Source organism: Streptosporangium sp. NPDC006013, from assembly GCF_040614275.1.
In the GTDB taxonomy this organism is placed as follows: domain Bacteria; phylum Actinomycetota; class Actinomycetes; order Streptosporangiales; family Streptosporangiaceae; genus Streptosporangium.
Window position 1 is genome coordinate 1 of the sequence record NZ_JBEXUE010000144.1, and the last position, 21,043, is coordinate 21,043.

The 21,043-nt window shown below is 71.0% G+C and carries 13 protein-coding genes and 1 pseudogene; 10 read left to right on the forward strand and 4 right to left on the reverse strand.

All coding sequences use genetic code 11. The annotated features are described in order from the left end of the window. A partial coding sequence (locus ABZ260_RS22320; protein ID WP_355620718.1) for a helix-turn-helix domain-containing protein occupies positions 1-282 on the forward strand: 282 nt, incomplete at its 5' end. A gap of 150 nt (positions 283-432) precedes the next feature. Then, positions 433-1,677 (forward strand): FAD-dependent oxidoreductase, encoded by a 1,245-nt coding sequence (locus ABZ260_RS22325; RefSeq protein ID WP_355620721.1) that lies wholly within the window; start codon positions 433-435, stop codon positions 1,675-1,677. 248 nt (positions 1,678-1,925) lie between these two features. Here ABZ260_RS22325 and ABZ260_RS22330 read toward each other — a convergent pair whose 3' ends face one another. The 3 genes and pseudogenes from ABZ260_RS22330 to ABZ260_RS22340 all read right to left on the reverse strand — a co-directional run bounded on the left by ABZ260_RS22330 (position 1,926) and on the right by ABZ260_RS22340 (position 5,383). Next, positions 1,926-2,690: a MerR family transcriptional regulator gene (locus ABZ260_RS22330; RefSeq protein WP_355620724.1), complete on the reverse strand. Its 765-nt coding sequence runs from the start codon at positions 2,688-2,690 to the stop codon at positions 1,926-1,928. 95 nt (positions 2,691-2,785) lie between these two features. Next, positions 2,786-3,742, reverse strand: a complete 957-nt coding sequence (locus ABZ260_RS22335) for a type II CAAX endopeptidase family protein (RefSeq protein WP_355620727.1) — start codon at positions 3,740-3,742, stop codon at positions 2,786-2,788. Between the two features lie 491 nt (positions 3,743-4,233). Further along, positions 4,234-5,383: pseudogene (locus tag ABZ260_RS22340) on the reverse strand (transposase). A 23-nt stretch (positions 5,384-5,406) separates the two neighbouring features. Between ABZ260_RS22340 and ABZ260_RS22345 the strand changes: the two are divergent. Beyond that, positions 5,407-5,595, forward strand: coding sequence for a hypothetical protein (locus ABZ260_RS22345; protein WP_355620730.1), 189 nt, complete (start codon positions 5,407-5,409; stop codon positions 5,593-5,595). On the opposite strand, the gene ABZ260_RS22350 is transcribed toward ABZ260_RS22345, so the two are convergent. Continuing rightward, positions 5,592-5,909: a hypothetical protein gene (locus ABZ260_RS22350; protein WP_355620733.1), complete on the reverse strand. Its 318-nt coding sequence runs from the start codon at positions 5,907-5,909 to the stop codon at positions 5,592-5,594. The two genes, ABZ260_RS22345 and ABZ260_RS22350, sit on opposite strands and share 4 nt — an antisense overlap. Before the next feature lie 425 nt (positions 5,910-6,334). Between ABZ260_RS22350 and ABZ260_RS22355 the strand changes: the two genes are divergently transcribed. Genes ABZ260_RS22355 through ABZ260_RS22385 form a run of 7 tightly spaced genes read left to right on the forward strand, consistent with a single transcriptional unit; the run spans position 6,335 to position 20,908 of the window. Next, positions 6,335-6,475 carry a hypothetical protein gene (locus ABZ260_RS22355; protein ID WP_355620736.1) on the forward strand — a complete coding sequence of 47 codons (141 nt, stop codon included), beginning with the start codon at positions 6,335-6,337 and terminating at the stop codon, positions 6,473-6,475. Continuing rightward, the gene (locus tag ABZ260_RS22360; protein WP_355620739.1) at positions 6,472-6,996 is read left to right on the forward strand and encodes a PaaI family thioesterase; all 525 of its coding nucleotides are present in this window, start codon (positions 6,472-6,474) and stop codon (positions 6,994-6,996) included. The genes ABZ260_RS22355 and ABZ260_RS22360 overlap by 4 nt, the downstream gene beginning before the upstream one ends. A gap of 25 nt (positions 6,997-7,021) precedes the next feature. After that, positions 7,022-8,425: an acyltransferase domain-containing protein gene (locus tag ABZ260_RS22365; protein ID WP_355620742.1), complete on the forward strand. Its 1,404-nt coding sequence runs from the start codon at positions 7,022-7,024 to the stop codon at positions 8,423-8,425. A 6-nt stretch (positions 8,426-8,431) separates the two neighbouring features. Beyond that, positions 8,432-14,281, forward strand: coding sequence for an SDR family oxidoreductase (locus ABZ260_RS22370; protein ID WP_355620745.1), 5,850 nt, complete (start codon positions 8,432-8,434; stop codon positions 14,279-14,281). Next, a complete protein-coding gene (locus ABZ260_RS22375; protein WP_355620748.1) occupies positions 14,278-15,624 on the forward strand; it encodes a cytochrome P450 in 1,347 nt (448 codons plus the stop codon). Before ABZ260_RS22370 ends, ABZ260_RS22375 begins: the two co-directional genes overlap by 4 nt. Beyond that, the gene (locus ABZ260_RS22380) at positions 15,621-19,268 is read left to right on the forward strand and encodes a carboxylesterase family protein (protein WP_355620751.1); all 3,648 of its coding nucleotides are present in this window, start codon (positions 15,621-15,623) and stop codon (positions 19,266-19,268) included. Before ABZ260_RS22375 ends, ABZ260_RS22380 begins: the two co-directional genes overlap by 4 nt. Positions 19,269-19,309: 41 nt before the next feature. Further along, on the forward strand, positions 19,310-20,908 hold the full coding sequence (locus ABZ260_RS22385; protein ID WP_355620754.1) for an AMP-binding protein: 1,599 nt from the start codon (positions 19,310-19,312) through the stop codon (positions 20,906-20,908). Positions 20,909-21,043 lie beyond the last annotated feature (135 nt).

A 21,043-nucleotide genomic window follows, 5' to 3' on the forward strand; every position in this document is an offset into this window, starting at 1 on the left:
GCGGCCGCGCGAACCGGCCGGGCACCGGCCCGCGGGCCGCTGGGCGCGCTGCTGCGGCACGACACCCGGCACGGCACGCGCTTCTTCGCCACGCTGCGGGCCTGGTTGGAGAGCCAGGGTGACCTCACCCTGGCCGCCGAGCGGCTCGGGGTGCATCCCAACACCGTCCGCAACCGGCTGCGCAAAATGGACGAGCTCGGTCCGCTGGACCTGTACGACGCCCGCCGGCGCCTGGCCATGACCATCATGCTGGCCGCGTCGGAGGACGAACCTCGCCGATGACCTGATCAGGACCCGTCACCGTTCCCGGCGTCGCCGTTGTGCGGCATCCACAACGGCGGGGCCGCGATTGTCGCCCGCTCACAACGCCACCGGTCACTGCCCGCGCCATCCTGGCCAGGACATCGGCGTTCGTACGTGTTGGAGGTTGGCATGGTCGGCAACTGGCCGCGATCGGTGATCGTGGTTGGCGCGGGCATCGTGGGTCTGTCGACCGCGTGGTTCCTGCAGGAGCGTGGCGTCCAGGTCGACGTGATCGACCGCGGCGGTGTGGCGGCCGGCGCGTCCTGGGGCAACGCCGGCTGGATCGCGCCTGGCCTGGCCATCCCGCTCAACGAACCCGCCGTCCTGCGCTACGGCCTGCGCTCGCTGCTCAACCCGGCCGCGCCGCTGCACGTGCCCGCGACCCTCGATCCAGGCCTGTGGAGTTTTCTGGCCCGCTTCGCCGCCAACAGCCACTGGCGGTCGTGGACCCGCGCCGCGCACGCCAACCTGCCGCTCAACGAAGAATGCGTCGAGGCCTACGAAGTGCTCGCCGCCGACGGTGTGTCCGCACCTGTCGTCGCGGCGCCGATCACCGCGGCGTTCCGTACGTCACGTGGGGCCGAGAGCCTCCTGCGCGAGCTGCGCAGGCTGCGGGCGGTCGGGCAGAGCGTCGAGCACACCGTGCTGGACGGCGCTGGGCTGGCCGAGCAGGTCCCGCTCGCCGACGAGACGCTGAAGGCGGGGGTGCGGATCGACGGCCAGCGCTACGTCGACCCGGGCGCCTTCGTGCACGCCCTGGGAAAGGCCGTCATGCGACGCGGCGCGACCGTGTACGCCGTCGAGGTCGACGAGGTGCGCACCGACGACAGGAAGGTGATCGTCCGCTCGGCCAAGGGCACCGTGCTGTCCGCCGACGCGGTGGTGCTGGCCACCGGTGCCTGGCTGCCCCGCCTGGCCCGGCAGTGGGGCGTGCGTGTCCCGGTGCGGGCCGGTCGCGGTTACTCCTTCACCGTGCCGGTCGACCATCCTGTCCCCGGCCCCATCTACCTGCCCGAGGAGCGGGTGGCGTGTACGCCGTACCGCGACGGGCTGCGGGTGGCGGGGACCATGGAGTTCCGCGACCCGGACGCCCCGCAGGTGCCCGCCCGGCTGGAGGCCCTCGTCGCCTCTGTCCGACCGCTTCTGCGGGGTGTGCGCTGGGAGGAGCGTACCGACGTGTGGGTGGGGCCCCGCCCCGTCACCCCGGACGGACGGCCGCTCGTCGGCGCGACGGTGGCCCCCACCGTCTACGTGGCGGGTGGCCACGGTATGTGGGGCCTGGCCCACGGCCCGATCACGGGCAGGCTGCTGGCCGAGCAGATCACGACCGGCAAGCAACCCGTCGCCCTGGCCGAGCTCGACCCCCTCCGCTGACGCGGATCGCACGCGAACCGTCCAGTCCGCCGCGCCGACACAACGAGCGGACGGACAGCGCTGCCCCCTGCGCCGCCGAGCCATTCTCCCGGGAACCCTCTCCCCGCCCCGGCGTTGTCGCGCTCGCAACGGGAGCATCGTCGACCACGATTTCGATCACGCCGTCCGGCCGGGGTGGGATGCCGGTGTACGTCGTCCGAGACCGGAGCGCCTCAAGGCTCGGCCGGACACCACGCTGTGCTGCCATCTCAGGGAGATTCCTTCGACCCGGTCCGCGGCACTGAGCGCGCGTCGCCGTTTGCTGTGCTGATCATGTGCGCCCGGCGCAGCACGTCGACCTGAGCGTGGTTGTAGAGGGCTTGGAGGGCATGGCCGACGGCGCTTTGGGCCGCTCGCACCTGGCGCGGTGTGGAGGACCTGGGCTCCAACGTGACCGAGTGATCGGTGGTCGCGCCGTTGACGAACGGTGCGATCTTCTCGGCCAGGGCCTGTCGAGCGGTGTCGTCGGCGTCCTCGGGAAGGTCGCGGAACTCCTCGTCGAGTGCGACGTTGGGGCGTGCCTCAAGGGTTCGCCGTACGGACTTCATCGACTCCTCGGAGAACAGCTGGGCGTAGATCATGAGGAGCGCTCGATCGTTGTCGCGCAGCTGCTCCGCGACGCCGCCGAACCCGGTCGGCACGTCCGCCGAGGCGCCCGGCTCCGACAGCGTGGCCAGCTCCTGGCGGATGTTCTGGAGTCGCTCCACTGTCGCCCTGAGTTCGGCGTCGATGGTTCGGAAGATCGAGGCATGACCGTCGGTGTCCGTTCCCATCGCGGCCACCTGTGCGAGCGGCACGCCCAGCCCGGTCAGTCGCCTGATCTGCAGAAGCCGGGTGAGGTGGTGGATCTCGTATCGCTTGTAGCCGTTGGGTTCGCGGTCAGGCTCGTCGAGCAGGCCGATCTCGTGGTAGTAGCGCACCGTCTTCACCGTGGTTCCCGCGAGCTCGGCTATCTCGTGAGTGCTCCAGGGCATGGGTTGCTCGCCTCCTCATCTGATATCGCGCGTCCGGCGACGCCTCTCTCCGTAGACGCCAACATCGACGCCGGGGCAAATCGTCCGCGACGGCACTAGCTCGTGGCCCTTGCTCGCCGCTCGCGCAGCCAGACGAGGACGACCATGCCGATGTTGACGGCGACAAGGATCAGCAGGGATGCGTCGCCGGTGTCGGTGGACCGATCGAGGGGAAACGCCTCGCCGTCCGCCATCAGTGTATTGACGGTCGTCGCCAGGACGTTGTTGGCGACATGGAACGCGACCGGTGCCTCGACACCCCGGCTGATGATCGCCATCAGCCCGGTGCAGATGCCGATCACGGTGTAGTAGCCGAACAGCCAGGGGTCGGTCGACCCGTGCACCACGGCGAAGGCCAGGCCGGATACCACGAGCCCGAGGGCCAGGGCCGGGCGAACCGCACGCACCCAGGATGCGGCGGCGGGCAGCACGACGCTTCGGAACATCAACTCCTCTCCGGCGGCCTGTATCGGAGTGGTCAGGAGGATGAGCACAAGCATCGCGATCGTCGTGGCGCTCACACCGAAGGCGGTCCAGCCAGGAGCGTCGGGAGCGACCAGCGCCACGACACCGATCCCGGCGCCCACCAGCGGCGCCGCGCCGAGAAGGTAGCGCGTCAGACGGCGCGCGTCGAACGCTCGTGGTGAGCTGATCAGGCTGCGCCACGGCACCTTCGCCGTCCACACCAGGAGCAGGATCGCCAGCGCGCCCGACGCGCCCACGCTCAGGTTGATGGCCAGGAACTTCAACGGCGTGAGGGCGGCCGACATGGGGTCGTCGCTGCCCTCGATGATGCCGACGATCTGGTAGAGCAGAATCTGCAGGGCCACCAGCACCAGCGACGGCACGATGATGACCACGAGCGGCTTCCACCGGCTCATGCGGAGGTGCGCGCCGAAGGGTCGGGAGTCGTCGACGGTCGGCAGGGAGCGTTCCTGCGTCAAAGGACTCGAGGCCGCGGGGTTCGGGCGACTCGTCGCGTCTCGGGGATCGTCGAATCCTGGTACATCCATCGGGAGTTCCTCTTGGGTTCGAATCGGTTGCTGCGCTCATGAGCGAACACCATGCCCTGGGGGCACACTCAAGTCGCTCAGGTGAACGCGTCCCCGGCCGGAGCGCGACGATCTGGACCACCTCCACGACGACGCGTCGCGAAGCGGATGCGGGAAACCGGCTCCGAACACGACGATGCCCCGCCGAGCATCTCGACGGGGCATTCCCCAGGAGTCGTCACCGCACGATCTTCCCAAGGGCCGTTTCGAACGCCTCGGCCTGCTGCGGAGTCAACTCCTTCGACACCCGCACTTCGGGCCATTTCAAGGGCTCAGGCTCGCCTGTCACACCTGGTGAAGCTCAGGGGATGTACACCTCGTAGTATTGACGCGCTCCCCGGTCTGAAGGCCGGGGATTCAGCCCGTGCCGCGTCATGCGGCACCTCTGTGGCTTCCTGCTTCATCGGCGTCGGCCACCGCGAGCGGTGGTCTTACGTCACCTCCACGGGCGTTTAACGTCTCCGCCTCCCGGCGGCGGGTTTCCGTCCAGCGGCGACGGTTCGTCGGCCCTCGGCCAAGATGTTGATCGCCGCGTTGACGTCACGGTCGTGGGCCGCCCCGCACGGGCAAATCCACGATCGGACGTTCAGCGGCAGGGCGGTGGCGACGGTCTCGCACTGTGAGCACAGCCTGGAGGACGGAAACCACCGGTCGATCCTGGTGAAGGTCCGCCCGTACCGTTTCGCCTTGTACTCCAGCATGGCCACGAACTGTGACCAGCCCGCGTCGTGCACCGACTTGGCCAGCCTGGTGCGGGCCAGGCCCCTGACCGACAGGTCCTCCACGTAGACGGCTTGGTTGTCACCGATCAACTGGGTGGAGAGCTGGTGGGCGAAGTCCCGGCGCGCGTCGGTCACTCGAGCGTGGGCGCGGGCGACCTTGACGACGGCCTTGCCGCGGTTGTTCGACCCCTTCGCCTTACGGCTGAGGGCCTTTTGCGCCTTGCGGAGCTTCTTCGCCGCGCGCCGCAGGAATCGAGGGTTGTCGATCTTCCGGCCGTCGGACAGCACCGCGAAATGAGTGAGCCCCAGGTCGACGCCGACCTCGTCGACGACCTGAGGCAGCGGCTCGTCGCCGGTCTCGACCGTGAATGAGGCGAAATACCTGCCCGCCGCGTCCTTGATCACCGTCACCGACGAGGGCTCGGCGGGCAGCGAGCGCGACCAGCGCACCACCACCTCGCCGATCCTCGGCAGGCGCAACCTCCCGCCCGCCGTGACCGCGAAGCGGGCGTTGCGGGTGAAGCGGATCGCCTGGCGGTTGTCCTTGCGCGACCGGAACCGGGGCGGACCGACCTTCGGCCCCTGACGCTTGCCGGTGATCGAGGCGAAGAAGTTGCGGTAGGCGGTGTTCAGGTCGGCCAAAGCCTGCTGAAGAACCACGCTGGACACCTCGCCCAGCCAGGCCCGCTGCGGTGTCGCCTTCGCGGCGGTCAGACGCTGGGACAACTCCGCGTCGCACAGGTAGGCCAAACCTGCCCGGTGGGCGTCCTGGCGGGCGCGCAGCCCGTCGTTGAACACCACCCGCGCACCCGAACGCCCGCGCCAGCGCCTGGCGCTGAGCGGCGTCCGGGTAGAGCCGGTACCGGTAACGAAGCTGCACGGTACTAAGGGTTCCATGAGGTCATGGCGGAACGCCTGAGTATTCGACAACTCCGCGACCACAACCACCTGGGGCGGCGCCTCCACGTCGCCCACTTCACCGGTGAGCCCACGATCGGGGAGCGCCACGGGCAACCACGCGCCGTGCTCGTCTCCTATGCCTGGTGGGCCGAGCGGCACGACCAGGAAGGTCAGGGCACGCTCGCGTCCTAGCGGGCACTCCCGCGCGGGCCTTCACCCCCGGCCTGAAGGCCGGAGCACTGGCCCGCACTCTGGTAGCCCGGCGTATAAAGGCCACCTCCGAACCAGTGACAGCCGACGAGCCCGCTGTACAGACCGCTCTGCGCGGCGTCATCGTGGTAGGCATCGCAGATGGCCAAGGTTTGGAAGGGGCCCGCCTTGTACCAGTCCGGTGTCGGCCAGCCCCCGGTGGCCACGGCCGCACTGGTCTGGGTGGCGGTGCCAGCCAGGACACTGGCGCCCAGCGCCACGGCGAGTACGGCGGAACGCAATCGGCGGATCTTCATCGCGGGTGGCTCCTCGCATTAGGGAAGGAGAACACCTTCAGATGAGCATCGGCTACCGGGCTTAAGGAGATACCGGTTCTCCACATTTCGGCCGGATGGTGCGTTTTTTGAGGTTATTTCGCCTGACCTGAACACGTGAGTGCCCCGTCGGCCGGAGCGGTGAGCGCGCCGGTGGTCTGGCGTGTCAGTCGCCCCGGGCGCGGACGGCGATCGATTCGCGCAGCCGGCCGCGGCGGCCTGCTGCGCAGCGCGCCGCCTGAAATGCGGCCCGGACTCGGTGAGGACCATGCGTGCCCGGTCCTGATCACGGTCCTCAGCCGACCCTTCGAGAATGACTGGTGAAACGTTCAGTCAAATCCAAATACGGTATTTCGGACTCATCCACACAGGCTGAACTCGGATCCAATCCATGACAGGAGCGGAAAATGGATCTGCGACTTTCCGGAAGAACAGTGGCGGCCGGCGGCGGGATCGGTCTCCATGTCGTCGGCACCCGGGTGGCCGAAGGCGTCACCGTTCTCGGCGCCGACCTGGAGATCGGCCGCGCGCCGAGGGAGAGCGGATGACGGGCCGGGCATCGGGCGGTCGCGAGCACGTCATCTCCTGGGAGGATCCCGGCATCCTCGCCCGCGAAGGACTCTCGATGAGCGGCCTGGACTGTATGAACGCGCTGATCGAGGGGAGGCTACCGCCGCCGCCCGCGTGCTCGATGATGAACTTCCGCCTCACGGAAGCGGCGGAGGGGCACGCGGCCGGCGTCATGGAACCCGCCGAGTACCACTACAACCCGTTCGGCGGTGTGCACGGGGGCGTGCTCGTCACGTTGATGGACACGGTCATGGGCTGCGCGGTCCACACGATGCTGGCGGCCGGGGTGCTCTACTCGACACTCGAGGTCAAGAGCAACTTCGTCCGTCAGGTGAGCGTGCGTTCCGGGACGCTCCGGTGCCTCGCTTCGGTCATTCACCTGGGCCGCAGAACAGCCACCGCCGAATGCAGGGTCACCGATGCCTCCGGTGACCTGTGCGCGCACGCCACGACTACCTGCCTGATTCTGCGACCGCCGAACAGCGGCAACCAAGTGTGAGAACCAATCAGGGAGTTGAATCACGATGAAGGGTCGCGTGGCGAAATCGGCGGGGCTTTTTCCCGGACAGGGCGCCTTCGATGGCAGGGCACTGCTCGCCGCCGCGGAGCGCTATCCGGCCATCGGTGCCGTCTTCACGGAGATCGACACGGTGACAGCCCCGGAGGGCGGTCGCAAACTGTCGGAGATCGTCCTCGGCAGTGAACCGGCGACCATGGCGGGGCTGCTGGCCGACGACCCCTGGGTCTCGCAAGTGGCGATCTACGGCGTGGACGTGGCGGTCTTCCGTGCCCTCTCCGAGTTGGGTTGGCGGCCCGACACGCTGGCCGGCCACAGCCTTGGCGAGATCGCGGCGCTGGCGTGCGCGGACGCCTACACGGTCGCCGACGGCGCCCGGGTGATCTGGCAGCGGGTACGGGCGGTGGAGAGCCTCGATCTGCGCGGGGGCTACATGGCGGCGCTGTCTGCGGACCCCGCCCGCGCGCGCCTGCTCATCGACCTCATCGCCGACGAGTCGATGGCGGTGGCGGCCGAGAACCATCCGGGACAGACCGTGGTGTCCGGGTCGGAGGCGGCGATGGACCTCCTGAGGAAGGTCGCCGGTTCGCTGAATGTCTCGTTCGCCAGGCTGGACTCCGCCGTGCCGTTCCACTCCCCGCTCCTCCGGGCGGCGGTCGCCCCCTTCGCCGCCGCGGTCAGGAGGATCCCGGTACGCGCACCGAGCCTGCCGGTCTACTCGGCGATCTCCGGCCGCTACTACGGGCCGGACGAGGACCTGGGGAGCATGCTGGCCGCTCACCTCGTGGAGCGGGTGCGCTTCGCCGACGCGGTACGCGTCCTCCATGCCGACGGGGTACGCACATTCGTGGAGTGCGGCGCGCTCGGCGTACTCAGCAAGCTCGTCAGGCGCAATCTCGCCGAGGCGGATCCCGTCGTGGTGCCCGGCGTGGGCGACGCGGACCAGTCGATCGACAGCGCCGTCGCGCGGCTGCGCGTTCTGGGCCTGCTGGGCGCGGTTGCGATCACGCCCGACGGCCTGCTGCCCGACGCGGACCCCGAACGGCTCACCGCGTTCTGGGCGGAGCGAGGCGGCGCCATCCTCGACCGGATCCGCCAGGAGTTCGCGCAGTACTGCCCCGCCGAGCCCGCCCCGGAGGCGGACACGACGACCGACCTCGGCGATGAGCTCCGTGAGCTGTACGCCGACGCCCTTGAGTACCCGGTGGAGGTGTTCACCGACGACGTCCTTCTCGAGGCCGAGCTCGGCATCGACTCCGTCAAGCAGGTGGAGCTCCTCGCCCGGGTCTCGGAAAGGTACGGCCTGCCCGCCAGACCGGGAGACTTCCGGCTGGACGAGGTCGCGACCATGGGAAAGGTCATCGGCTACGTGCGCTCCATGCTGGACAAGCACGCCACGGTCGGGCACTGAGCGGCCATGCCCATGGGAGAGTTGAACGGCAAGGTGGCGCTGGTCACCGGGGGCGCCAGGAACGTCGGCAAGGCCATCGTGACCGAGCTGGCCAGGCGTGGCGCGCACGTGATCGTGAACTACTTCCACGCCCGGGAGGAGGCCGAGGCGACGAGGGCGGAGCTGGCCGCCGCCGGTCACCCGGTGGATCTGATCAGAGCCTCCGTGGCCAGGCCCGATCAGGTCGAGCGCATGTTCGCCACGATCGAGGAACGCCACGGCGGCCTCGACATCCTGGTGAACAACGCGGCTTCCGGAGCACTGCTGCCGCTCGCCGAGGTGACGGGAGAGCACCTCGACAAGGGCTGGGACACCAACGTCAAGGGGGCGCTGGAGTGTGCCCGCCGTGCGCTGCCGCTGATGGAACGGCGGGGCCGTGGATCGATCGTGAACGTCTCGGCCCTTGGCGGTGCCCAGTTCGTCATGGCCAACTACTTCGCCTGCGCGCCGGCCAAGGCGGCGATGGAGGCGCTGACCCGGTATCTGGCGGCGGAGTACGCCCCGCGCAACGTCCGCGTGAACACGGCCTCGGCCGCGATGCTGGTCAGCGAGGTGGCCGACCGGTTCCCCGAAGCGGCGCTGATGCAGGAGGCCGTCAGACGCGCGACGCCGATGGGCCGCCTCGGCACGCCCGAGGAGTTCGCCGAGGTCGTGGCCTTCCTGGCGGGTGAGCAGTCCCGCTGGATGACAGGCCAGGTCGTCCTGGCCGACGGCGGTCTGTCTCTCGGGACGAGCATGCTCGCTCCGCCGCCGGTGGAGCCGGTCGCGCATGACGAGCCGGACGGTGTCGCGGAAGACGAGCCGGACGGTGTCGCGCATGACGAGCCGGATGGTGTCGCCATCGTTGGCATGGGCCTGGTGGTGGCGGGCGCCAACAGTCCCGAGGAGTACTGGCGGCTCCGGCTCGACGGCGAGGAACTGTTCGTGCCGGTGCCGGCAGACCGCTGGACCAGTGAGGAGTTCCACTCCGACGACCTCGCGGCCAAGGACAAGTCGTACCAGGACCGCTGTGTCTTCATCACCGGCTTCCAGCCCGACCCCGGCACCTTCGACGAGACCGGTGGCGCCGAGGAGCACGAGCTCACCACGGCGTGGCTGCGTCACTCGATGGTGCAGGCGATGCGGGGAGTCACCACCCGGCCCGGCGACCGGTTCTCGTGCAGCATCGGCTACACAGCCGATGGCAACCAGCACCTGGAGGAGGCGGGAGTACTGGCCGCGGTGGCCGCCAGGGCCGAGCGGCTGCTCGCGGGTCTGGACCTGGCGGACGCGGCGCGTGAGAGCCTGCTCGAAGAGCTCAACGGCACGCTCGCCGGACGCTACCGCCGGGGCGCCGGGGCGGATCCGTCGCGCTTCCTGCCGTACCAGGTGGGGCGGCTGGCCGTGGAGGGGGTGCTCCCGCCGGACACCAGGTTGCAGATGGTGGACACGGCCTGCTCCTCCTCCCTCTACGCGGTGGACATCGAAGCCAAGACGCTGCTCGCCGACGACGCCGACGTGGCGGTATGCGGGGGGGCCTTCGCGCTGGGGCCTCGCGGCACCGTGCTCTTCTCCAAGCTGCAGGGCCTTTCCAAACGGGGAGAGGTGCGCGCACTGGACGCCGGCGCGGACGGCGTCATCTTCGCCGACGGCGCCGCCGTGGTCGTGCTGAAGCGCCTCAGCCGGGCCCGCGCGGACGGCGACCGGATTCACGGGATCATCAGGACGATCGGCACCTCCTCCGACGGCAAGGGCAAGGCGGTCTACGCGCCCAACCCCGACGGCCAGGCCCTCGCCATGGAGCGGGCGCGACCGGACGGCGTGGACTGGATCATCGCGCACGCGACCGGCACCCCGGCCGGAGATCTGGCCGAGTTCACCACGCTGCGCGGCTACCACGGAGACAGGAGCTGCGCGGTCACCTCCAACAAGTCCCTGGTCGGGCATACGGGGTGGGCGGCCGGTCTGGTGTCGGTGATCGAGGGCGCGCTGGGCATGCGCCACGAGACGATCGCGCCACAGTTCCGCTTCACCGCACCACCCGAGGACTTCAGGATCGAGGAGTCCGGCCTGTACATCCCCACCGAGGCGCGGCACTGGCCCGCCCGCCCCGGCCGCAGGCGCGCGCTGGCGGTCTCCGGATTCGGGTTCGGCGGCACCAACGCCCACCTCGTCGTCGACGAGCCGCCCCCCGCCGCCGCGAGGGTGGTCCCCGCCCCGCGCGCTGATCGCGATCGCATCGCGATCGTGGGCTGGGCGGCGCATCTGCCAGGACTGCCGGACCGGGACACGGTGGCGGCCTGGCTGCGCGGTGACGGCGCGGGTCCCGACGCGAGCTTCGGCGACGTCTACCCCGTGCCGGGATTCGAGAAGGTGCGCCTGCCCCCGCGCACGGTGCGGACCATCGACCGCTGCCAGCTTATGATCCTCGAATGCGGCCACCAGCTCCAGGCACAGCTGGCCGGAGCCTGGACGGACCTGTCCGAGCGCACCGCGGTGTTCGTCGGGCACCTCGGCCCCACCCGCGCGGGCATGCTCTACGCCAACCGATGCTATCTCGACAGCATCGGCCGCACCCTGTCGGCCAACCCCCGCCTGGCTTCCTCCGCACTGCTCCCGGCACTGATCGACGGCCTGCGCGAGGACGTGGGGCGGCTCATCCCGCCCGCCAACGAGGACTCCTTCCCGGGCATGATGCCCAACATCGTCTCCGCGCGAGTGGCGAACTACTTCGGCTTCCACGGCCCCAACCTGGTGATCGACTCCGGCCTGGCGTCCGCGTTGTCCTCCTTCGACGTCGCCTGCCGCTACCTCCGCACGGGAGACGTCGACCTGGCACTGGTCGGCGGCATCAACGGCAACAACCTCCCGGAACTGCTGCCCCTGCTGGCCCGCGAGTTCGCGGGTGCGGGGGAGCCGGTGGCCGCGGAAGGGGCCTTCCTGTTCGCGATCACCCGTGAGCGGGTGGCGGCCGAGGCAGGCCTGCCGGTCCTCGGCTGGATAGACACCTCGACCGGCGGGCACGCCGATGGCCGGGCAGGCGCCGCGGTCGGCGGGCACATCGAGGTGGACTGCGGTGCGAACGCGCCGGACAATGCCCGCTACCTCGGTGCTTCCGGGGGCCTGGCGATCCTGCGCGCGCTGCACTCCGCCGGAGCAGGCGCCGCCGTGCGCGTCGCCTGCTCCGGCGAGCCGGGGGCGCCCGCCGTCCACCTGACGCCCGCCGTACGGGACGCGGAACCCGTGCTCGCCGCCGGGTTCTCCGACCCGGAGCGATATGCTCCCGGTGCCGCCGTCGAGGTGCGCCGGCACGTGTCGGAACTGGTGGCGGCGCCCGCGCCCGTGACCGGGGAGTGCGAGCCCTTCCTCCCTGACGGCGTCCTGGTGCTCGTCGACCGGCCGGAACTCGCCGAGGACCTCTCCGCCCTTCCCGCCGGCGCGCGCGTGGTGTCCCTCGCCCCGCTCAAAACGTCCAGGCCAGGCTGGCACCACCTCGCAGAGGTCACCCCCGAGGCCGTCGACGCCATCCTGGGCGGGCGGGTCCCCACGCACGTGCGGGTGCTGGTCGATCTGACGGCTTCCGCGCCCCCCGACGAATGCGTCGCCGCCGGTGCGCCCGGACTGGAGGCGCTCCACGAGCTCGCCTTCCTGGTGTTGCGCCGCTGCCCGGCGGCCTCCGTCACGACGGTGCTGCTCGGCGCGGTGCCCGGCGGCGTGCCGCACCCCTACACCGGCCTGTTCTCCGGGCTGACGAAGGTCGCCCATCTGGAGTCGCCGGACTCCGTCCGCTTCATGCTCGCCACCGGCGCCCGAGACGTCCGTACGGCGGTGCGCGCGGCGGAGCGTGAGTCGGGTACGGAGCGTGCGATGCCCGTCGTCTTCGACGTCGACGGGGAACGCCGCGTGTTCACCCTGGTCGAGCGGCCGGCCGAGGTGGGCGGCGAGACCACCGTCCGGCTCACCGAGGATTCGGTCGTCCTGGCGGTCGGCGGCGCCCGAGGGATCACCGCCGAGCTGATGAAGGCGCTCGCCGAGCGGTTCAGGCCGAGGCTCTACCTGATGGGGAGCAACCCGATAGACAGCTACCCGCCCGAGGTGTTCGAGGCGAGCGAGGAGGAGTTCGCCGCGGGACGGAAGGCCTACCTGCGCGCCCAGCTCGGCGCCCGCCCCGGCACGCCCGTCGGGGTGCTCAGCCGGGAGTACGACCGGATGGCCGACGCCCGGGCCGCACGCGGCAACCTCGACGCCATGATCGAGCACTGCGGGCCGGACCGGGTGCGCTACCTGACCTGTGACGTGACCGACCCGGACGCGGTCCGCACGGCCGTCGGCACCGTTCTGGCGGACGGCGGGGACATCGACCTGCTCGTCAACGCCGCCGGGCGCAACAGTTCGGCGTTGATGCCCGACAAGGACTTCGGCGCCTTCAAGGCCATCCGCGACCTGAAGCTGGTCTCGCACCGCAACCTCAAGCGCGCCCTCGCCGGGCGGCCGCCCGGCCTGTGGTGCAGCTTCGGCTCGCTCCTGGGCTTCTTCGGCCAGCGAGGCGAGGCCGACTACGCCTCGGGGAACGACCACCTGGCCGCCGCGGCCGCCTACGCGGCGGGCGCCGAGGGCGCGGCCGAGGTCACGCTGGCCTGGACACTGTGGGGCGGCGTCGGAATGGGCGCCTCGCCACTGGTCAGCGACTACTACGAGCGGCGCGGCCTCTACACGCCCATGACGGCGGCCGAGGGTGTCCATCACTTCGTCCGCGAGCTGCACACCGGCACGCCGGAGGCGCACGTCGTCTATCTGGGCGAGGCGGAGCGGCGCACGGTCGAGCGGTTCTATCCCGCGTTCTTCGCCGGGCCGGGCGCCGGGCCGCAGAGCTCCTCTCCCTTCTACCTGCGCCGGCTCGTGGCGCGGGAGAGCGACGAGGTGACCTACGAGTGCCGGTTCGACCTGTCGAGCGACGACTATCTGCGGCACCACGCCGTTCAGGGGCACCCCACCCTGCCCGGCACGTTCATCACCGAGATCGCCGCGGAGGCCGCGCGGTCCCTGCGGCCCGACCTGCGGGTCATCGGCTTCACCGACCTCCGCTTCGAGAGGTTCCTGCGGATCTTCGAGAACGTGGCCCCGGTCCCCAAACGGATCCACGCCCGTGTCGCGCACGCGACCGGGGACCTCGTCACGGTCGACGTGCGGCTGGTCACCGATGTTGTCGCCCCGGGAGGGATCGTCCTGCGCACCGGCAGCGTCCACTTCAGCGCGCGCGTCCTGCTGGCGGCGACCTTCGGCGTGACGCCGCGGATCACCCCGTGGGCGCCCGATGCCGCGGAGGTGGCCGTTCCCGACCCGTACCACGTTCAGAGCGCTCCCGTCCTGCTCACCGGACCGTTCGTCACCACCGCCGACACCCGGCTGCATCCGAGGGGCAAGCGCGCCAGATTCGCGCCGTCCCTCCGGCGGGACGACCCGGTGTGGTCTCGCTTCACCATGCCGAGCCTGCTCCTGGACGGCATGGCCCGCATGGGCGTGCTGAACCTGATCGACGGGCACCTGGTGCCGGTGGCCGCCCCCCTGTCCATCCGCCGCATCGACCTCTACCAGCAGGCCAACGACCTGTCGCTGGCCCGCTCGGGGCCGATCGAGCTCTACGCGACGCCGGCCGGATTCGCCCTGGAGACGAACGGCCCGGTGGAGAACCGGTTCGTGGCCGCCAGACCCGACGGAAGGGTGGTGGCGCAGATCAAGGACATCACCGCCACCGTCCTTGGCTACCTGAACGTGGACACCGGAGAGTTCCGCACACCCGATCGGGCCCTCGTGGCCATTGGAGGAGATGGACGATGACCGCACCTCCCGCGCCAGGGCCGGAAGGGCGCCACCTGATGGGCGCGCTCAGCAGCTTCAAGCGCGACTCGCTGGGCCTGATCACCGAACTGCAGGGATACGGGGGCATCGCCCGGGTGCGGCTCGGCCCGTACCTGGTCCACCAGCTGACGGGGCCGGAGTTCATCAAACACGTCCTGCAGGACAACCCGGACAACTACCGGCGTGGCCGCTTCTACCAGGGCTTCAACCTCTTCATGAGCCGCGGCATGCTGACCACGGACGGCGCCGAGTGGAGGGCGCGCCGCGACGTCAGCCAGCCGTTCTTCCAGCGGGCCTGGCTGCACGGCGCGTCGGGCGTGATCACCTCGTGCGCGGAGGAGCTGATCGCCCGCTGGGAGGGGCCGGCCGAGCGCGGGGAGGAGATCGAACTCGTCGACGACATGATGTGGCTGGCGATGGGCGTGCTCAGCCGGATGCTCTTCGGCGTCGACCTGCGTGACAGGTATGCCGAGCTGGCACCGGCGGTCCGCTTCTCGCTCAAGGCCATGATCCTCACCGGTGAGGTCAGCCAGATGCTGCCGCGGTGGGTGCCGACGAGGTACCGCCGTGACCTGAAGCGCCACCAGGCCGTGCTCAACGGGGTGATGGACGACGTGATCGCCCTGCACCGCGCCGGTGGCGGCGATCCGGACGACCTGGTCAGCGCGCTGCTCAAGGCCACCGACGCGGAGACGGGACGGCCGTGGCCGGACCGGCAGATCAGGGCCGAGCTCAAGACCCTGTTCATGGCCGGGCACGAGACGACGGGCTGCGCCCTGGCGTGGACCCTCTACTCCGTCGCCCAGCACGCCGACGTGCGCCGGAAGCTGGAGGCCGAGCTCGACTCGGTGCTCGGAGACCGGGCGCCGACGCCCGGCGACCTGCCCAACCTGCCGTACCTGCGCCAGGTGGTCGACGAGTCGCTGCGGCTGCATCCGCCGATCTGGGTGTTCCCGCGCGACGCGGTCGAGGACGACGTCATCGGCGGTCACCACATCCCCGCGGGGACGACCCTGCTCATCCCACCCTATGCCGCCCATCGCGAACCCGGCGCCTGGGAGAACCCCGAGGCGTTCGATCCCGAACGGTTCTGCCCGGCCGGCCGCGGCCCGGCCAGATACACCTACCTTCCCTTCGGGGGCGGGGCGCGGCGCTGCATCGGCTACTACATGGCACTGCTGGAGATCCAGCTCACCGTCGCCATGCTCGTCCGCCGCTATCACCTGATCCTCCTTCCCGACCAGCAGGTGGCGCCGGTCGGTCTGGTGTCCCTGAGACCGGCGCGCGGCATCCGCATGCGGCTCATCAGAACGGGTGCGTGAGGCTCGTGACGCGGACCGCACCCGTCCACCGCTACGTCTGGGAGCCGGCCCCCGCCCCGCCGCTTCCGCCGTGCGGATCGCGGTACCTGGCGGGCCGCCGGATCGCGGTCATCGGTGGCCTGGACAGCACGGCCGAGCGGGTCACGGCCGTGCTCGCCGGGATCGGCGCGATCCCCTGGCAGCCGGGCGACCCCGGCGTGCCGGACGCCGTCGTGGACCTGACCCTGGCCGACCCGTTCGTCCTCACTGACGCGGAGAGCTGGGACAAACCACTCACTCGCACGCTGGAGGTGCTCCGGCACTGCTACGACGACTGGGCCGGGGAGAGCGACAGCCGCCGCCTGGGCTATCTGGCCGTGACCTACCAGGGCGGTCACATGGGGTACGGCGAGACGTCCGCCCACCAGCCGCTGGGCGGGATCTGGGCGGGGCTGGCCAAGACGCTCCACAGGGAGATGCCCAACGTCAACGCGCGGGTCGTCGACGTCGCCGACCCGAAACAGCCCGATCTCCCGGATATCGTCGCCCGGGAGCTGTACCGGTGGGGGCTCTGCGAGGTCGGCTACATCGACGGAGTGCGCCACACGCTCGTGCCGCGCGCCCGTGAGGCGCCGCCCGCCACCACGGCACCGGGCCCACAGGATGTCGTCCTGGTCTGCGGAGGCGGGATCGGCATCGGCTACGCGCTGGCCGCCGAATTCTCCAGGCGGCACGGCTGCGAGGTCGTGGTCACCGGGCGCCGCGCCGCGCCGGAAGGAACGGAGGAGTGGCTGCACCTCGATCCCGCGGGCTTCGACGACCACCGCCGCGACCTGATGCGCCAGGCCGCACGTGACGGCACGCTCCGCGAGACCAGGGGGCGGCTGCATCGGCTGGCCCAGCTGCGGGAGCTGGCGCGGAACCTGCGGGCGGCCGCCGAGGAAGGGCTGCGCGTCAGGTACGAGCCCTGCGACCTCGGTGACCCCACCGCGGTGTCCGCCCTGGTGGCCTCGCTGGGCCCGCGGCTGACGGGCGTGGTGTACATCGCGGGCGTGGACCGCCCCGCCAGGCTGCCCGCCAAGACCGACAGGGACTTCCTCGCGGGCATCGCGGTGAAGATCACCGGGTTCCTCCGCGTGTTCGACGCCGTCCGTGACCGTGACCTCGCCTTCTTCTGCAACGCCGGATCCCTCACGGGCCGGCTGGGCGGCATGGTGGGCGAGCTGGACTACGCGGCGGGCAACGAGGCGCTGGCGCGCCTGGGCCTGTGGGCCCGGAGGGCCGGTGGATTCCGGGTGCTCACCACGTGCTGGCCCCTCTGGCAGCAACTGAGCGCCTCGACGAACGTGGACGCCGCGCTGCGGTACATGACGGCCCTGGATCCCGCCCAGGGCCTGGACCTGTGGTGCCGCGAGCTGCTGTCCTCCTCCGGCGAGGTGACGTTCCTGGGGCGGCTCGGCAGGGAGCTCCGCCCCGTCCAGGCCGGCCAGTTCACGATCGAGCAACCGCTCCCGGGATTCGACCTCGCCCACGCGAGGATCTTCCATCTCGGGCGGCCGATCGACTACCGCCCGCCCGCGCGGCTGGTCACGCGGCTGCGGCTGGACGGCGACACGGTGCCCGCGCTCGGCGACTTCCTGGTCGACGGCAGGCCGGCGCTCCCGGTGAGCATGCTGATGGAGAACGCGCTGCGCTCGGCGGAGTGGACGGTGCCCGAGCAGGGACCCGTGCTCGTCCCGTACGAGCTGCGTGACGTCCAGATCGACCTGTCGGGCCTGGCGACGGACGACGGCGAGCTGGTCCTGGACAGGGAGTGCGCCGGCGAGGAGACCGAGGGCCGCTGGAGCACCTCGGTGGTCTTCCGCAGACCGGGCGACGGCACGGTGGTGGCGCGGATGCTCGTGGGATACGACCCGTCGGGGTACGACACGCGGACCGTGCCCGCCGTGTCCGTGACCAGCCAGGCTCGTCGAGCGGGCGCTGGTCGCCGAGGACCTGCGCAGGTCGTTCGTGCTGCCGCCCGACGTGTTCTCGCCGATGCCGCCGACCGACGGCGCGTTCTTCCACCCGGAGGGGGTGCCGCTGGTGCACTTCCTCGCGGCCCCCATGTACCTGTTCGATTCCGCCGACACCCTCGACAAGGTCGACGAGGCGAGCCTGGTGCCGCTGACCCGCGCGGCGATCCGCATCGTCGAGGGCACCGAGGGATGGAGCCCCAGATGATCGTGCGAACCCCCTCCGGCCTCGTCAGGGGCCGCTTCGACGGGACGGTGGCCTCCTTCCTCGGCGTTCCGTACGCCGCCCCGCCCTTCGGTGAGCACCGCTTCGGCGCGCCCGTCCCGCCGCCCGCCTGGGACGGGATCCGCCCGGCGCTCCTGCCGGGCGCGGCGGCGCCGCAGCGCGCCACCGACGACATCGGGCTGTACGCCCCCGAGGTGTTCGCCTCCGGAGAGGACTGCCTCAACCTCGACGTCCACACCCCCGACCCCGGTGCCGCCGGCCTGCCGGTGCTGGTCTGGTTTCACGGCGGGGCCTTCGCCATCGGCGGCAACGGAGCCGCCTGGCACCGCGGACACCGCTTCGCCCGCGACGGCGTGGTGTGCGTCTCCGTCAACTACCGGCTGGGCTTCGAGGGGTTCCTCGCGCTGGACGGGGCGCCGCTCAACCGGGGCGTGCTCGACTGGCTCGCCGCGCTGGAGTGGGTGCGCTCCGCCGTCGCGGCGTTCGGCGGTGATCCGGGCAACGTGACGATCGCGGGGCAGTCCGCGGGCGGCGCGGCGTGCGTCACCCTCCTGACGATGCCCCGCGCGGCGGGCCTGTTCCGCCGGGCGATCGTGATGAGCGGGTCGGCGAGCCTGGCCGTATCGGAACAGCGGGCCCGCGGGTACGCCGGTGAGCTCGCCGCCCGTCTCGGCGTCCGGCCGGCCAGGGAGGACTTCCTGACCATCCCACCCGCCGCGCTGGTGGCCGAGCAGCCGCCGCCGCTGTCGGGCGGGGAGTCCGGCGCGTTGAGCGGGGCGGTGCCGATCCAGCCCGTCGTGGACGGCGACCTGGTGCCCTCCGTGCCACTGGACGCGCTGCGCGCGGGGGTGGGCGGACACATCCCGCTCCTGGTCGGCTGCACCTGTGACGAGGCCGGTGTCTTCGTGCGCGCGATGGCGCGGGGGATCGACGAGGCGACGGCCGCGGCCGTGCTGGCGCAGATGGGCCTGCCGCCCGGCTACCGGGACGCGCATCCCGGGTTGTCGCCCGAGGAACTCGTCGGCAGGGCGGCCGGCGACCACCTGTTCCGCAGGGAGACGATCTGGATCGAGGAGGCCCGCGCGGCCACCGCCTCCGCCCCGACCCACGCCTACGAGTTCCGCTGGGAGTCGCCGGTGCCCTCTCCCGTCGGAGGCGGGAAGGTCGGCGCCGCGCACAACATCGACCTGCCCTTCGCCTTCGACGTGCTGGACGCGCCGGGCGTCGAACGTACGGCGGGGCAGCGGCCCCCGAGGGCGCTCGCCGAGGCGATGCACGGAGCCTGGGTGCGGTTCGCCCGCGACGGCGACCCGGGATGGCCCGGCTACGACCGCGCCCGCAGGCAAGTAATGATCTTCGATACCGAGTCGGAAGTCGCCGACGACCCCCTGCGGCCGCAGCGGCACCTCTTGCGGGAGCCGTGAGCGGCGTGCACCTTGTTACTCAGCGACCGGAGGTTTTCCACATGCTGTCCTACTCGTGCGCCGTCTCGGGCGCCCCCCTCCTCGGTGAGACCATCGGCGAGAACTTCGAGCGGATCGTGGCCCGCTTCGGCGACCGGGAGGCCCTGGTCGATCTGCCGGGCGAGCGCCGCTGGACCTACGCAGAGCTGAACGCCGACGTCGACCGGCTGGCCCGGGCCCTGATCGCCCGGGGCGTCGCCAAGGGGGACCGGGTCGGGATCTGGTCGCCCAACTGCGCCGAATGGGTGATCGTCCAGTACGCCACCGCGAAGGTCGGCGCGATTCTGGTCAACGTCAACCCCGCCTACCGCGGTCACGAACTCGACTACGTCGTCCGCCAGTCCGGAATGCGGCTGCTGATCAGCGCGGTGAGCCACAAGACGAGCGACTACCGCGCGATGGTCGCCGGAATCGGCTTCGCCGACGTCGCCTACATCGGCGAGGAGAGCTGGCACCGCCTGCTGGCCGGGGCTGCGGGCGTCGGCCCCGAGCGGCTGCGCGAGCGCATGGCCTCGCTGACCTTCGACGACCCGATCAACATCCAGTACACCTCGGGCACCACCGGCTTCCCCAAGGGTGCGACCCTGTCGCACCACAACATCCTCAACAACGGCTACTTCGTCGGCGAGCTGGTCGGCTACGACGAGACCGACAGGGTCTGCCTGCCGGTGCCCTTCTACCACTGCTTCGGGATGGTCATGGGCAACCTCGGGGCGACCTCCCACGGGGCCTGCGTCGTCATCCCCGCGCCGGGCTTCGACCCCGCCGCCACGCTGCGGGCCGTGGAGCGGGAACGCTGCACCTCCCTGTACGGGGTGCCGACCATGTTCATCGCCGAGCTCGGTGAGCTCGGCCGCACCGGGTACGACCTGTCGAGCCTGCGCACCGGGATCATGGCGGGCTCGCCCTGCCCGGTGGAGATCATGAAGCGGGTGGTCACCGAGATGAACATGCGCGAGGTGGCGATCTGCTACGGGATGACGGAGACCTCGCCGGTGTCCACGATGACGAGGGTCGACGACGACCTGGCCCGCCGTACCGAGACGGTCGGCCGGGCGATGCCGCACATCGAGGTCAAGATCGTGCACCCGGAGAGCGGCCTGACCGTCCCGCGCGGTGAGCCCGGCGAGCTGTGCACCCGCGGCTACTCGGTGATGCTCGGCTACTGGGACGAGCCCGCCAGGACCGCCGAGGCGATCGACGCCGCCCGCTGGATGCACACCGGCGACCTGGCCACCATGGACGACGACGGCTACGTCAACGTCGTCGGACGCATCAAGGACATGGTGATCAGGGGCGGTGAGAACGTCTACCCCCGCGAGCTGGAGGAGTTCCTGCACGGCCACCCGGACATCGACGACGTCCAGGTGATCGGTGTGCCCGACCCGAAGTACGGCGAGGAGCTGATGGCCTGGATCGTCATGCGGCCGGGGGCCGTCCCGCTGACGGCCGAGGCGGTCAGGGACTTCTGCGCCGGGCGGCTGGCCCACTACAAGATCCCCCGCTACGTCCACCTGGCCGACGGGTTCCCCATGACGGTGACGGGCAAGATCCGCAAGATCGAGATGCGCGAGCAGGCGATGCGGCTGCTCGACCTCTGATCCTCGTCCCCGCTCCCGCCGGGCCGGACACCGGCCGGCACCACGGCGGGCTGGCCGTTCGCGCTGGTCAAAAGGTGCCGCCAGTCCGGGCACGCGGTGATCGGGACCCGTACGGCGAAGTCGGTGACGGCTGCC